Source organism: Neobacillus bataviensis, from assembly GCF_019969725.1.
Genome location: NZ_JAHXYW010000015.1, coordinates 48368 through 64584, shown reverse-complemented (window position 1 = coordinate 64584; position 16217 = coordinate 48368). Strand labels below are relative to the sequence as shown.

Sequence of the window (16217 nt, the reverse complement as noted above, 5' to 3'; positions counted from 1 at the left end):
TGGCTTTAGATAAAATTTAGCGAATCATTTCAATAAAATGAGCAAGAATTCTAGCTGTCAGCCCCCAAATCACTTTATCTTCATAGATATAAAAATACTCCTCCATCCCCCTTGTCCGCCAATTATAATTCTCTCCGCCGACAATTAAGTCAAATGGAAAATTTTCTTCCGGCTCTGCTTTAAATTCGATTCGGTAAATTTCCGGCTCTTTTTCGATAAAAAATGATAAAGGAACCGTGAATAGTTCCCCGACCTCAGAGGGATTCGCTTGAATACTGCCTGGATTTGTAATAAAGCCGGCAAAGGGAAATACCATCATCCCAAATGGAGATACCATAAAATCTAAAGGGAACACCTCACAGATATTTTCTCCAGCAATACCTAATTCCTCTTTCGTTTCGCGAATGGCCGCTGCCTTTTCATCAAAGTCACCGGGATCTATTCTGCCCCCAGGAAAACAAATTTCCCCAGGCTGCCGCCGTAATTGTTGTGAACGGACCTCAAACAATACATGGATTCCATTCTCTTTTTGAATGAGTGGCAGCATGACAGCGTACCTTGAAAATTTCTCACTGCCAAGTATTGTAGGAACATGATCTTTTAATTTCGTCAAAATGGTTTCGCGCTCCACGTTTTCACCCCTCATCTCGATATTAATGTGTATGTACTTACAATAGCATTTTTAACAGTATTATCGGTTAAAATTAGCCTATGTATATAAAAAAACAATCCAAGCGCCTAGAGGCAGGATTGTTTCTCTATTATTCCTATTTATCAATCCAAGAATACATATAAGCAGTATCCTCTAAATCAACTGCACCCTTTACAACCTTTAATGGATGGAAAGTATCGATCATCACAGCCAGCTCCAGCGTTTCTTTCTTACCGATGCTCGCCTCTGTTTTTCCCGGATGAGGTCCATGAGGAATTCCGCTTGGATGTAGAGTGATGGAACCCTCTTGAATCCCTTTTCGACTCATGAAATTACCTTCAACATAATAGAGAATCTCATCACTATTAACATTACTGTGATAGTACGGAGCCGGTATGGATTCCGGATGATAATCATAAAGGCGAGGAACGAAGGAACAAACCACAAAGTTATTTCCTTCAAAGGTTTGGTGTACAGGCGGCGGCTGATGGACTCTTCCGGTAATTGGTTCAAAATCTTCGATATTAAAAGCCCACGGATACAAATACCCATCCCAGCCAACCACATCAAGCGGATGATGGCCCAGAATGTGAGAATGAATCGCCCCTCTTGATTTTGTTAAAACCTCATACTCCCCTTTTTGATCAAATGTCACCAAGGCTTCCGGACCGCGGATATCCCGCTCGCAAAATGGGCAGTGCTCTAAAAGCTGGCCGTATTCGTTTCGGTACCTTCTTGGAGTAGTGATTTGACTAAACGCTTCGACAAAAAGCATTTTCGTCTCTTCATCTGCATTGGGTATGATTCGATAAATCGTCCCTATCGGTATGACGAGATAATCACCAGGACGGTATGTGATTGTCCCAAACATCGTCTCAAGCTTTCCTGAGCCATGATGAATAAACAGCATTTCATCGCCATCGCCATTTCGATAATAGCTTTGCATAGGCTCGGTAACGGTCGCGGTTCCAATTAGCAGATCCTGATTACCAAGAATATATTCTCTTGCCTTTAGAGCATCCCCTTTTTTGGTAACCTTGGTCGAAAAAAAGTGTCGGTGCTTAAGCGATTGCTGCACTTCATAAACAGGCAAATAATTTCCAACTAGCTCAGATCTTACGACTTCTGTCGGCATGTATTGATGATAAAGAATCGATTGGGTTCCTGAAAAACCACGAGTTCCCATTACCTGCTCCCTATAAAGGCTCCCGTCCTCTTTTTTAAACATCGTATGCCGTTTATGGGGAATCTTTCCCAGTTGACGGTAATACATCCTTTCACCTCTTTTCTTCGATTATTGTATTCTCTAATATCCCTAAATTCTCAATTTCTAACTCTACTTTATCTCCTGGCTTAAGCCATCGATGCACCTTTTCGCCAAGTTCAAGGATACATCCTGTTCCGACAGTGCCTGAACCAATAACCTCGCCTGGATAGAGGGTTACGCCCGCTGATGCCCTTTCAATCATTTCTCCAAAGGAAAAATAAAGCTCCTTTAAATTACCTTTAGAAAGTTGGACGCCATTTACCCGTGCTTTCATGCTAAGATCAAAGCCCTTCCCTGTCCTTAAATCTTCCAATTCATCTTTTGTGATAATCCAAGGCCCCATAGAGGTGGAGAAATCCTTGCCTTTTGCAGGACCTAAGCCAACCTTCATTTCTTTCCGCTGCAGGTCTCTTGCACTCCAATCGTTCAAAACACAAAAGCCAAAAATATAATCATTGGCCTCAGCAGCTGAAATGTTTCTGCCTGTTTTGCCTATAATGCATGCGACCTCTAGTTCATAGTCTAACCAGTCACAATCTATAGGTTTAATGATTTCTTCGCCAGGTCCCTTTATTGCCAGGTGGTTGGAAAAATAAAATACAGGAATTTCGTACCATTCTGGAATCATTTTCAGACCACGATTTTCCCGTGCCGTTTTCACATGCTGCTCAAAGGCATAAAAATCACGAAAGCTTCTTGGGTTGGGAAGTGGTGCTTTTAAGTGAAGATCACTTAATTGGTAAACTCCTTTCTGATCATTGGTTAACGACAAGGCAGCCGCAATCTTTAAATTCACTTCACTATTGTCGAGAAAGTCTATTAGATTACAAGGCAGCCTTCCATCCGTTGCTTCGTGCATATCAACAGCATAAGCTTCATTCAGGAGCCAGCCTGCACGGATACTCCCATCTGGTTTTTCAAAGGTTACAAATTTCATTGACTCACCTTTTCCTATTTTCTTTTCATTTCAAACGTTTTCGCCAAAGGATCGGTAAAGATATTACCTGCCATTCTTCCAATAGGCTTTAAATGGGCGGTGTCTATTTTCCCTTTGTCCATTAATTCATCTTGAACATGAACATGGACCACTTTACCGATGACGAGACTGCCGCTGCCCGGCTTGTCGCCAAAATGGAGAACCTGTTGTAGTTCACATTCTAAATGAACAAGTGATTCCGCAATTCGAGGTACCTTCACCTTATGGCCAGGTTCTTTTGTTAAGCCCGTTTCCACGATTTCATCAATGTCAGGTGTAAATTCTATCGCACAATTATTCATTTGCTCGGCCATACGTTCACTGACGATATTAATAACAAATTGACCGGTATTTTCAATATTAACAAGTGTATCCTTTTTCGCTCCGTCCTTCCCTTTTCTCATCGGCGAAAAACAGATGAGCATCGGATCAGCACAGATGGCAGTAAAAAAACTGAAGGGTGCCGCATTGGCGGTACCGTCCACATCTATCGTTGACACAAAAGCGATCGGCCTTGGTAAAATGGATCCGATTAATAATTTATAGGCCTCTCTCCATTCCAGCGCTTCCGGCGTAATTTCCATTCAATACACCACTCTTTCATATGACAAAAGGTTGTAAAAAAAGGGGAAAAAGTTCCCCCTTGCTATTAATTTATAAATTACCACGTCTTTCCTGTTCCCGTTCAATCGATTCAAACAGGGCTTTAAAGTTTCCTTCTCCAAATCCACGGGCACCCTTACGCTGGATGATTTCAATAAATAGTGTCGGACGGTCTACAATCGGCTTTGAAAAAATTTGCAGCAAATAGCCTTCATCGTCACGGTCCACTAAAATATTTAACTCTCGCAGCTTTTCAATTTCCTCATCAATCTTACCGATACGCTCTCCTAATGATTCATAATAAGTACTTGGAGTTTTAAGGAACTCAACACCATTTTTCTTTAAAGTGGCAACAGTAGAGACAATATCTTCCGTTAAAATTGCAAGATGCTGTACCCCTGGACCGTTATAAAATTCGAGGTATTCCTGAATTTGCGATTTGCGTTTACCCTCTGCCGGTTCATTGATTGGGAATTTAATGCGGCCGCCATTATGCATAACTTTTGACATGAGCGCAGAATATTCAGTCGTGATATCCTTATCGGTGAAATGCTTCATTTCGATAAAGCCCATTACCTTGGAATAATATTCAACCCATTCTTCCATGCGTTCAACATTTCCTACCACATGATCTATTCCAATTAAGCCAGCATCTTCAACTGGTACATCGGAAGAATAGGACTCGAATCCCGGCAGGAATACACCTTGATAATTTTTCCGTTCTATTAACGTATGGATGGTATCACCATATGTACCCAGAACGGCTTTTTTTACAACACCCTTTTCATCCTTAATTTCAAAAGGCGCCACATGGGCAATTGCCCCGCGATTTACCGCCTCATCATATGCTTTATCGACATCATCCACTAAAAGGGCAACATCTTTTACGCCATCGCCATGCTTTTTAACAAACTGCGCTACTCTGCTGTCCTCCATATAGGAACCTGTAAGCACCAAGCGAATGTTCCGCTGTTTTAACACATAGGAAACGGTTTCACGATTGCCCGTTTCTAGACCTGAATACGCAACTGGCTGAAACCCGAATGCTGTGCAAAAAAAGTGGCATGCTTGTTTGGCATTTCCTGTAAAAATCTCTATATAATCTACATCTCGTACTGGAAAAAAGTCATTTACTAGCTGATCAGCTTTTACGCGTTTTTCTTTCAATTCAAGAACCCCCATTTTTTAAAAATAGTAATATTCAGAATTTATTTTAATGGAAGAATTCTTGTCCCCTCAAGAGCAGGGTGTAAAGCAATAACGCTTTTTTGCAGTAAAGAAATATTCTTTAACCATAGTATTTTTTTCCTTAAAGAAAAAAGAAACATACCTAGTCCTAGGATGTTTCTTACTTGAGTGTAGCAATATTATTTTTTTGAAAAATATACCTAAAGTTACAATCGAAAAAATATTTTTCACTATGAAAGGACCGCTCGGTCACTTGCCATTTGAACACCGCGAATTCGTTTGAATTCCTCTAATAATCTTTCGATGGTTAACTGCTGTTTCTTTTCCTCATCCACTTCCAAAATGATTTGGCCCTTATCCATCATAATTAACCGATTTCCCAAATCAATCGCCTGCTGCATATTATGTGTGACCATCAACGTGGTAAGTTTGTACTTATCGACAATCTCCTTTGTCAAATTTGTAATCAACTCCGCTCTTGATGGGTCAAGTGCAGCCGTGTGCTCATCAAGCAGCAGGATGGAGGGTTCAGTAAAAGTGGCCATTAATAGAGAAAGCGCCTGACGTTCCCCGCCTGACAGCAGTCCAACCTTTGCACTGAGACGGTTTTCCAAACCGAGATGTAATGATTCCAGTACTTCTCTAAAATAATCGCGACGTTTTTTCGTCACACCTTTTCGAAGCGTTCTTGTTTTATTTCGAGAATAGGCCATAGCCAAATTTTCTTCGATAGTCATACTTGGAGCTGTTCCTGCCATGGGATCCTGAAAAACGCGGCCAATCATTTTAGACCGGTTAAACTCGGACATATTTGTTACATTTTTTCCGCCGATACAAACGTCTCCGATATCAGGGAATAAAACACCGGAAATGATATTCATTAAGGTCGATTTTCCTGCACCGTTACTGCCTATAACCGTCACGAAATCCCCTGGTTTCAACGAAAGGTTAATATGGTCAATCGCAATTTTTTCATCTGGTGTTCCCTCATTAAAGATTTTATGAATCTGATTTAATTGCAGCATGGTTGTCCCCCTCCGTTCTCACAGAAGTCTGGATGATGTTCATTCTTTCAGATTTTCTTCTCGCCTTCCGTTTTTTCTCTTTGGAGCCATCAATAATCTTTGGTGCCGTTAGGGCAATGATAACAATTACAGCCGTTATTAATTTCATATCCCCTGGGTCCAGGAACTCAACACGGAGGGCCAGGGTAACAACAATTCGATAGATAATGGATCCGCCAATAACCGCAAGAGTTGCTCGTGCTATAGTTTTTGTACCAAACAGGGCTTCACCGATAATAACAGAGGCTAAGCCAATGACAATCATGCCAATTCCCATTCCAACATCTGCAAATCCGCCTTGTTGCGCAATTAGGGCACCTGAAAATGCCACTAATGCATTGGAAAGTCCGAGTCCAAGAACTACTAAGAGATTGGTATTAGCTGAAAGACTGCGAATCATCCGTTTGTTGTCGCCTGTTGCTCTTATAGCAAGACCAATTTCGGTTTGCAAAAACAAATCAGTAAGGATTTTGATCACTAAGGTGACGATTACCATAAAGATTAAAATTCCCCATGTCTCCGGAAGGCTATCGCTAAGCCCAATCGCCGAGAGAATACTGTTTAAAGATGAATCAATACCTGATTTTTCAAACATATCACTGATTTTTGTAAAAGCTGTATCCGTATTCAATAATGGAATATTTGATCGTCCCATAATTCGTAAGTTAATCGAATATAACGCAATCATCATCAGAATACCAGATAGCAAATTATTGATTTTACCAAAGGTGTGAAGCAGTCCCGTTAAGCAGCCTGCAGCAAATCCTGCAAATAATGCTACAATCGTTGCCAAAAACGGATTAGATCCTCCCGCAATCATAACCGCCGAAATGGCGGCACCTGTCACAAAACTACCATCTACCGTTAAGTCTGGAAAGTCCAGAATACGAAAGGAAAGATAGACGCCCAGTGCCATAATCGCATAGATGATACCTGCTTCAAAAGATCCAAATATGGCTGTAAACATTAAAATCATCCTTTCTTTGTTCTATGTATCAATCAAGAAGTCAACCCTTTCAGGCTGACTCCTTATAGATTTATAGTTTGTTATTTTCCATCATAAAACTCGCCAAGCTTGCTCCATTCTTCCTTCACTTGCAAGCCTTGTGCTTCAGCTGCTTTTTTATTGATTACAAGCTTTAAGCTGTTTGGCAGTTCAACTGGAATGTCAGACGCTTTCTTTTTACCAGATAAAATATCAGCAGCCATTACACCAGATTGATAGCCAAGATCAAAATAGCTAAAGCCACTCGCTGCAACTGCCCCTTTTTTCATTGAATCAAGTTCGCCAACGAAAAGTGGGATTTTTTTGCTGTTTGAGACAGCTATGACAGAATCAAGGGCAGTAACTACTGTGTTATCAGTTGGAATGTAGATGGCATCCACGCGGCCAACTAAGGATTCAGCTGCCTGCTTAACCTCTGCTGTCGTTGCAACCGATACTTCTACAAGTTTAGCGCCTTTTTCCTCTGCGATCTTTTTAACATCCTTAACCTGAACAACTGAATTTTGTTCACCAGAGTTATAAATTACACCAATATTTTTTGCTTTCACTTCATCTGTAATAAAGCTGATTGTTTTTTTCGTTGCATCAGGGTGATTATCGGTCGTTCCTGTAATGTTCTTTCCTGGCTTGTCAAAAGCTTCAACAAGTCCTGCTCCAACAGGATCTGTTACGGATGTAAAAATAATTGGAATTTCCTTCGTTGCATTTAACGCGCTCGTTGCACTAGGAGTAGCATTGGCAAAAATCAAATCGACTTTGTCACCGACAAAGTTATTCGCAATTGTTTGGACATTATTCATATCTGCCTGAGCATTTTGTTCATCATACTTTACTTTTATACCTTTGTCCGCTAACGCCTTTTTAAAACCTTCGGTAGCTGCATCTAATGATGGGTGCGGAGCAAATTGGCTAATGCCAACTTTGAATTCCTTATCTTTCCCGCCCTTTTCTGCATCGCCTGATGATTCTTTGCTGCCGCATCCTGCAAGCATCAGCATTCCTGCCAACGCAAAGGACAACGCACTTACTTTCTTCTTCATTTAAAAATCCCCCTAACATTCTTTTTAAAAATAATTTTCTAAAAATTTATTATATTAAAAATTATTCTAGTATTTTTTTTGGACAAAAGCAATAGAAAATACTAAAATATTTTTGTGCTTTAAAGCGCGTCAATAAATAGAAATGATAAAAAGAAAATGCCTCCTAATTAATTAGAAGGCATTCTGATAGTATATCTTTAAGTTATGAGCCAGGGAACCAAAATATGATTTACCAATCACGTGTGTTATCAAGCAATTTATCAATCTCAACCGGTTTTCCTTTATGACTATTCTTCCCAGATGTTAGATCTGCAGTAGCTTCTAGTAATTTGTCAATATCAATCAGTACGTTTCCCATATCTAACCTCCTAAGTAAATTAGTTTTTTCAAGTTACCAAACTATTCGTGTTTTTTTTTCCGGTTTTGGGGGTGCATGTAAAAAAGGCTAAAAAAGAATCTTAGGATAAGTATGATATTGGTTTTAACTTTTCCGACGGATGGACATTTCTTTACCGCTTAAAAGAAAAGGCATCCAGTCTATCATCTGACTGGATGTCTTCTTCATTAAGCAGTACTTTTCATGGCTTTTTTATTCCGTTCCTGTTTAAAAAAGAATTTCATCATCGGTGGAGTAACAATAGTTGTAATGAGGACGACTATAACTAAAATAGAAAATAATGCTTCAGTGATTAGCTTTGTTTCTAAGCCAATTGAAGCAATAATTAGGGCAACCTCACCGCGGGAAACCATGGCAGCGCCGATTCCCAGCGAGCTTTTCCAAGAAAAGCGGGCCATTCTAGCTCCTAGAGCCGCTCCAATTAATTTTGTTAAGATTGCAAGAATACTAAGTCCAATAATCAGACCCCAATTTTCTAACAGACCTTCAAAGCTTGCTTTCACACCAATAGAAGTAAAGAAAACAGGAACAAAGATGGAATAACCAATAGTTTCAACCTTTTCAAATATCTCCCGCTTGTAATCTGTTAAGCTAATAGCAGTTCCAGCAATGTAGGCTCCTATAATTGCCGCTACTCCCGCTAATTCAGCCACATAGGCATAAAGAAAGCAGATAATTAACCCTGCTGAAATAAGTGATTCCGTCACCTTTAGTGGCGCAAACTTTTTTAAAACCCAAGGTACAACCTTCCAAGCTATTAAAATAGCACCTCCAAAAAAGAGGACCTTTTTCAAAACAATCATGCTTAGATTTACCTCACCGCCAGCCATACTCATTAAAAAGGCTAAAGCAAGGATCACAAGAACATCGTCTATTACGGCTGCACCTAAAATCGCAGTTCCTTCTTTTGACTGCATTTTATTTAGTTCTTTAAGTGCTTGAACGGAAATACTTACGCTTGTGGCCGAAAGCAATAACCCTAAAAATAAAGCTTCGATGGTTGACATGTTCATTAGGTAACCAGCTAGATACCCTATTCCTAAAGGGACAATAATTCCGTTAATTCCTACAAGTGATGAAGCTTTGCCACTTCGTTTAAATTCGTCTAGGTCCGTTTCCATTCCAGCAATAAACATTAGTAAAATTACACCAATTTGACTTAGTTCCTCTAGAGTGGCCGTTTCTGAAACGACACCTAATACTGCGGGTCCGAGTATTATTCCAATCAAAAGCTTCCCTAATACCGAGGGCTGCCCTAGTTTAACACTAATATCGCCAGCAACCTTAGATGCAAGTAAAATAATCGCCAACTCAAAAATTAAATTCATCCCCATCACCTTTCTTTCTATAAAAAATAAAAAGGGCCTGTTATTGAATAACAGACCCTAATTTGATACAAAAAAGCCTGTCAACCAAAGGACATAAAAACCCCTTGGTGACAGACTCCTCCAAAAAAACGATTATTAAGTTATTACTATTGTAACAAACATTAAGTTATTTTTCAATATAATCCTATTGTTCCGCTTCAACACCCATTTTTTTCTTTTTTCTTAATCCCTCATATACGATTGGCACAATCACAAGGGTCAAAAGGGTTGAACTCGTTAAACCACCAATTACAGTAACCCCCAATCCCCGGGATATAACGCCGCTGCCCTCAATTCCTAAAGCTAATGGAATAAGCGCGCCGATAGTGGCGATTGCTGTCATTAGAATTGGACGAAGTCTTGTTGCCCCTGCTTCTAGTAATGCTTCTCTTGTGCTGTATCCTTCTTTTTCATTGTTTAAAACACGATCAATCAGGACAATGGCATTTGTAACTACAATACCAATTAACATCAAAGCTCCAATCATCGCTGAAATGCTGATGGTTTCCCCCGCAATTAATAATCCAACTAAGCCCCCGATTATGCTGAATGGTAACGAAAACAGGATGGCAAATGGTGCTAGTGCTCCACCGAACGTAATAACCAAAATTAAGTATACAATCGCAATCGCAGCAAGCATCGCTATCCCTAATTGTGTAAACGATTCTTTAATATCTTCAGTTACTCCACCTGTTTTCACTGTGACATTTGCAGGTACAGATATTTTATCTACTTTCTTTTGAATAGCAGCAGAAGTTTTAGCGATATTCTTTTTAGTAATTTCACCGCTGACAGAAACATAAATTTCACCATTTCTTCTTGTAACCGTATCAGATGTTTTACCTTCGTTTATCTGCACCAAATCTGCAATCTGTACTTCTTGGCCTATGGCTGATTTTATCGTTTTATTAGTCAAATCATTCACAGTCGTATATTCTTGTTTCGGAACTTCCAGATAAACATTTAATTCTTTGCCGTCTTTTTGAATGGTTGTAATAACAGGGCGGGAACGGTTTTGTGATAACTCCATCCCTATCTGTGCAGCTGTTAATCCAAGCTTACTCAGCTTCTCCTGATCAGCCGTTAATGTGTATTCGTCATACGTTTTGGACATGCTTGTATCTACATTTCGAAGCGATTTATTATCCTTCATTATATTTTCGATTTTTCTAACTGTCGGTTCGATATCTGACAGCTTCTCACCATATACAAAGTAGGTTAGGCCATTGCTTGAACCACCGCCAGAAAAGTCTTGTGTTCCCCATTCACCTTTACCAGTGTTTTTTTGCAGTTCTTTAATAACTAAATCCTTTTCTTTATCAAAGTTTTCCGTATCCTTTTCGTATTTTACGAAAAACATCGCTTGATTTGATGCCCCTGGATTCATTGGGTTTTCCCCGCCAACTGTATATTGGACAAGTTCTACCCCCTTACGGTCCTGAAAATAATCCTCTGCCTCATTGGCAATCTTTGTAACTTCATCCTGTGTTTGGCCAGGGTCAGGCTTATAGGTAGCCACAACCATTTTTTCTTCGTCAGAGGGAATAAAGCTTACGCCAATTAATGGCACTAAGGCAAAACTTCCCGCTAACAAAAGGATAGCCAAACTAATAGTAATGATTTTATGATTAAGGGACCAGTTTAATATCCGTTTATATACCTGAGCTAGTTTTCCAGTTTTCTCATCGTCATGATGGTGCTTTCGGTCAATTCCCTTTTTGAACATCGTATGTGCCATCATTGGAACGATTGTAATTGCTACAAGCAGGGATGCCAATAATGCAAACACAATGGTTAGCGCAAATGGAAGAAATAATTCTCCAATTTGTCCCTTTACTAATCCTAATGGTAAGAAAACAGCAATCGTTACAATTGTAGAGGACATAATTGGAATAAACATTTCCTTCGTCGCAGAGCGAATGAGATTTTTTCCTTTTAGTTCCTCACCCGTTAATGACATCCTCCGGTAAATATTTTCAATCACGACGATGGAGTCATCAATGACACGGCCAATCGCGACTGTCATGGCTCCTAAGGTCATGACATTCAAGGTAATATCCATTTGGTTTAATAACAGAATGGCAATTAAAAGCGATAACGGGATTGAAATGATCGAAATCAGTGTTGATTTAAAGCTTCTTAAAAACAACATGATAATGACTACAGCAAATAATGCTCCAAACAATGCTTTATTAAGCATCGTGCTAACGGACTCTTCGATCGGTTTTCCTTGGTCAAAAGTTGTCTCGAATTCGGAGCCCTTCATTTTTTTCTCGAATTTCTTAATTTCTGCTTTTACCTCATTAGCAACCTCAACGGTATTCGCATCCGCTGCCTTAATAATTTGAATTCCAATTGCTTCTTTGCCATTTGTCCGAGAAATTGACTCAGCACGTCCTACCTCTTTAATATCTGCTATATCATTAAGCATGATGGTCGGTAATTGTGGTGCCTGTTTGAATGAACCTGTATTACCTTGTCCAAACTGCTGACCTGCTGAGCTTTGTGTCCCCTGTGCCGCCCCAGACTGCCCTAGGAAACTAGTTGTCGAACCTTGAGACTGTGCGGGAACAACTGGGATTTTCATTTCCTTAAGATCATTCAGCGATTTAATGTTTCCTTCCACCACTACTGATTTTTCAGTATCTTTAAAGGTATATAAGCCTAATGGGAAGGTGACATCTGACCCTTTGATTACGTTTTGAACGGTATCATTATTTAGTCCATATTGTTTTAGCTTATCTTCCTTAAAGGTTAATTGAATTTCTTTGACTTCCTGACCGGCAATTTTTACAGATGAAACACCATTTAACCCTTCCAAGGCCGGGAGGATTTGCTTTTCCACGTCATTTGTCAATTGATCCAAGGATTTATCCTCATTGGAGACACTTAAAGCGAGAATCGGAAAAGCATTAAAGCTAATCCGGGAGATTTCAGGTTTCACCGCTCCCTCTGGAAGGGTAACATCTGCCAAGGCTTCCTCTACCTCTCGTTTCGCTTCTTCCATATCCTTTTCGTAGGCATATTCAATTTGGATCGCCGAAGCATTTTGGAAGGAGTTGGAGCTGACCGTTTTTACACTATTTAGGTTTTTAAGGCGCTGTTCAATCGGTTCCGAAATTTTTTCTGCCACTTGTTCAGGAGCTGCACCCGGATAAACGGTAGTAACAGTCACAACGGGAATTGTAATATCCGGTAATGTCTCTAGTTTCATATTTAATCCAGAATATAATCCCGCAGCCGTAATAATTAAAGTAATTAACCAAATAGCAAACTTGTTTTTTAGCGAAAAATTAATAATTCGATTCATTTTTTTTGTCCTTTCTATTTTGGGAGAAACAACTGATGACTGACTGGTCATTTATAATTCCTACTATATATGAAATGAGTAATTAGGTCAACGACAAATTATAGGTATTGCTATGACTGATTGGTCAAAAACACCAAAATAATAGCAGACAGGCATGTAACCTATCCGCTAATAAATTACCACAAGACTATTTAGATTATTAGTCCCATTGTTTGATTCTATCAATTACCTTCTCCTTTAAGCTCGAAATAAACGTTTTTTCCCCTTTTAATACTTTTTGTTTATGCCATTCATTAAAGCTTGCAATAGAAATTAAGACTATGCCAGCAATTAATAGGTAAAACCACCATGGCATATTGCCCCAGTAAGGACGTGTTTGCAGGAATACATTTAAAAGTAATACTCCGGCACCCGTAAAAAAGTAAGACTTAATTTGTAAGAACATTCCTGATATCATCGATAATAACGAAAGGGAACCTAAAATTATCGCATCATATATCGTACTGCTTGCTAACCCATCCTGAATTAAAAGGAGAGCAACAATAATTAAGACTCCCCATTGAATCGCTTTAGTAATTTCCGAATATCTGCCTTTTAAAAGGAAACGGCTGAAAATCACCAGCAAAATAAATGAAAGAACTTCTACCTCCCGCTCCCAAAGTGCTGGGATATTGAGTTCATGAATGATCGAATAGTACGGTTGTAATAAATAGGCCTCACCAAGGATCGACATAAATACAGAAATATTTTCGGGCACTCTTTTCCTTTGCATCCATATTGAGGCTGCGATGAGTACACCCGGAATCGCATGACTCCACAAAGCTTCATTTTCAAAAAAGTACATCAACCAAAAATACAAGAAAGAAATGATAGTAAAATCATCAATTTTTATATCCTGCAGTTTTTTTCCGCTTTCCAACAGCATTTTGTACTTGAATTGGCCGAGTATAGACAATACAATTCCCATTCCGCCAGTTAAAAGCATTTTTTCAACTTCATTCATGTCACTTACATAAGAGATTTCTGCAGTGACTAAAAATGCCAAGAATAATGGAATGATCCCAATGAGACTCCATTTAATTTTATGCAAATAAAATACAGTTCCATATGCATATAGGCATGTAATAATATATGGAACCCATGTAAATGGATAATTCATGATCATCAAACCTATTCCAACGATCGAAAATAGCACTAAATAATAGGATGTTCTTCGTTGCATCGCCTTATTAACCACCAGTGAAAATATTATAATGAGACAGCTGGTGATCGGGAATTCGTAATTTCCAAAATATTGGACAAGGATTTCATCCATTGCCAAGGATACCGTAACGAAAAGTGTTGTAAAACTTCCATATAGAAATACCTTAATCTTCCATTCTTTAATAGCATATTTTGTACTTAGCCCGTATACTACTAATGCCGTGATAAAACTATAAATGGATTCAAAGTTATAGGAAAACCAGGTAAAGGCAAGAGCAAATGGAAATATGACGTGTCCTGTCCAAGCAAAAGCATTGAATAATTTCTTATCCGATTTACGACTGATTAAAGCGATTAAAAGGAGAATAACTACACTTGTTGCAGCCATTAAAGAATTAGCTGTTTGATTTAAATGGATCTTTTGAGAAACTGCATTTACGATGGAAAAGTAAGTTAGAAAGGTTACAGAGCAAATAAGATAGGGAACCCATTTTGTTCCAACTTTTTTATACAAATAATAATACATACCAATACCAATTAAGAAAACAAACGGCTGAACCCAAAGAACATTAATTGGGCAAAAAATGGCACAGGCAATACTAATAGTGTAAAATCCTTGCGAAATATACAAAGATATTCGTTCTAACTCTTTTTCAGCAGCTCTTCTCCAAGCAAAGCTTGATACTAAAACAAGGAAAGCACCAGCTGCAAAGTTTACAGCATATCCGTATTCAGCATAGTAAATTGGAGAGTTTGAATTGATTTCTTCACCAAATGCCAGCGCGGCAAGACCAAATGATATGGGCAAAACCCAAAAGGCTGCATCTTTATAGTAGCGCCTTTTTTCCTTTTTAATGACTAAAAAGGAAATGACTGTAACAAGCAGAAGCATGACTCCCAGCTCCCACCACTTGAAGAAAACAAGGGCTGCCACTATGGCCAAGGCCATAAGCCCCAATCCAATATCCTTTGAACTGTTCTGAATGATTTTAATAATTTTATTTGAAACAACAATTCCAAAAACGAGAAACAGAATAAAACCTGTTATAAAAACTGATAAAGAAATACTCATTTGAATAGGTTTAGCGAGCATCGCGATCGCTTCATAGAGACTTGATGCTGTAAAAACAGCACTTAAATAAGGGAATAAATGCATATTACTGGTATGGGATAAATAGAGAAAATTACCAGCTATAACTATATAAGCCAGCATTAACACAATGGATGGATTGCCCGCACGCAGTAAGATTCCTTCAAGGCTAATGTAGATAAAGGTGAAACCTGAGATAATTGCACTTGTATATTGAAAGACTTTATCCAGAGCGAATTTCCCGCCAAGTGCCTTTGGCACAAACACGATTACAAAGCCAACCATTGCATAGATTACCGACCCAAAATAATCAAGGAAACTATGCTCAATCAACTGATAGGACCCATATACAATCATGATACTAAAAATAAAATGATATTCTTTTCTCCCGCTGACAAACATCATAGACAAATATATGATGGCTGTTAGGAGAAGATTGAAGCTGTATAATACTTCATTATCATATAAAAACAGCATAAAAAGTGTACAAAGAACGAGATTGACTTGTACATATGGAACAAATTCTTTTGTAAATAATTTATATGCTTCATTAGCTTTTAATCTTTGGTATATGATAATTATGACGGCATTAAAAAGCATCATACCGAGATAAAAGAAATCGACACTAAGCTTCAATGAAGCTGCTAAAAAAGCTGCCCCGGCAGTGACTGTTACATAAGAAAACCAAACAAATAATCTAGATTTCAACTTACTAGCAAATGTTGTATAAACGATGAGCGGAAGTAAACTTCCCAGCATACCTAGGACATATTTTCCTTCACCGCTAATCGATAAATAAGTTCCTAAAAGACCAAACCATCCTAGTGACAAAATAAAAATAGGTAAAAACAAACTGCCTAACACTGTAAAGGCAAACGCTGTTTTATCAATTTTCAACACTTTAGCTGCAAGCAGGGCAATTCCGTAAAATAATAACGAAACAATAGCAATAGAACCGCTTTTCATCACACTTGTCATTGATTCCCAATTACTTGTCGCTACAAATAAGCCCCCTATTAAGAGGAAAATAACCCCAATATTTAGGGACCACGTA

At 38.8% G+C, this 16217-nt stretch carries 12 protein-coding genes; all 12 read right to left on the bottom strand.

What is annotated here, in order from left to right:
- Positions 1-16: 16 nt before the first annotated feature.
- The 12 genes from LC455_RS26425 to LC455_RS26375 all read right to left on the bottom strand — a co-directional run bounded on the left by LC455_RS26425 (position 17) and on the right by LC455_RS26375 (position 16141).
- Positions 17-631: an NUDIX hydrolase gene (locus tag LC455_RS26425; protein WP_223595495.1), complete on the bottom strand. Its 615-nt coding sequence runs from the start codon at positions 629-631 to the stop codon at positions 17-19.
- A gap of 136 nt (positions 632-767) precedes the next feature.
- On the bottom strand, positions 768-1925 hold the full coding sequence (locus tag LC455_RS26420) for a homogentisate 1,2-dioxygenase (RefSeq protein ID WP_223595494.1): 1158 nt from the start codon (positions 1923-1925) through the stop codon (positions 768-770).
- 4 nt (positions 1926-1929) lie between these two features.
- Positions 1930-2856, bottom strand: coding sequence for a fumarylacetoacetate hydrolase family protein (locus LC455_RS26415; protein ID WP_223595493.1), 927 nt, complete (start codon positions 2854-2856; stop codon positions 1930-1932).
- A gap of 14 nt (positions 2857-2870) precedes the next feature.
- On the bottom strand, positions 2871-3479 hold the full coding sequence (locus LC455_RS26410) for a flavin reductase family protein (RefSeq protein WP_223595492.1): 609 nt from the start codon (positions 3477-3479) through the stop codon (positions 2871-2873).
- 70 nt (positions 3480-3549) lie between these two features.
- Positions 3550-4680 carry a 4-hydroxyphenylpyruvate dioxygenase gene (gene hppD, locus LC455_RS26405; protein WP_440446429.1) on the bottom strand — a complete coding sequence of 377 codons (1131 nt, stop codon included), beginning with the start codon at positions 4678-4680 and terminating at the stop codon, positions 3550-3552.
- A 236-nt stretch (positions 4681-4916) separates the two neighbouring features.
- On the bottom strand, positions 4917-5711 hold the full coding sequence (locus tag LC455_RS26400; protein ID WP_223595490.1) for an ABC transporter ATP-binding protein: 795 nt from the start codon (positions 5709-5711) through the stop codon (positions 4917-4919).
- Complete coding sequence (locus LC455_RS26395; protein WP_223595489.1) at positions 5686-6717, bottom strand: ABC transporter permease; 1032 nt, start codon at positions 6715-6717, stop codon at positions 5686-5688. Before LC455_RS26395 ends, LC455_RS26400 begins: the two co-directional genes overlap by 26 nt.
- 80 nt (positions 6718-6797) lie before the next feature.
- Positions 6798-7796, bottom strand: coding sequence for an ABC transporter substrate-binding protein (locus tag LC455_RS26390; protein ID WP_223595488.1), 999 nt, complete (start codon positions 7794-7796; stop codon positions 6798-6800).
- Positions 7797-8025: 229 nt separating this feature from the next.
- Positions 8026-8154 (bottom strand): hypothetical protein, encoded by a 129-nt coding sequence (locus LC455_RS31580; protein WP_263297924.1) that lies wholly within the window; start codon positions 8152-8154, stop codon positions 8026-8028.
- A 206-nt stretch (positions 8155-8360) separates the two neighbouring features.
- On the bottom strand, positions 8361-9521 hold the full coding sequence (locus LC455_RS26385) for a cation:proton antiporter (RefSeq protein ID WP_223595486.1): 1161 nt from the start codon (positions 9519-9521) through the stop codon (positions 8361-8363).
- A gap of 184 nt (positions 9522-9705) precedes the next feature.
- Positions 9706-12870, bottom strand: coding sequence for an efflux RND transporter permease subunit (locus tag LC455_RS26380; RefSeq protein ID WP_223595484.1), 3165 nt, complete (start codon positions 12868-12870; stop codon positions 9706-9708).
- 199 nt (positions 12871-13069) lie between these two features.
- Entirely contained in the window at positions 13070-16141 is a 3072-nt protein-coding gene (locus LC455_RS26375) for a hypothetical protein (protein WP_223595483.1), read from the bottom strand.
- Between the last annotated feature and the right edge of the window lie 76 nt (positions 16142-16217).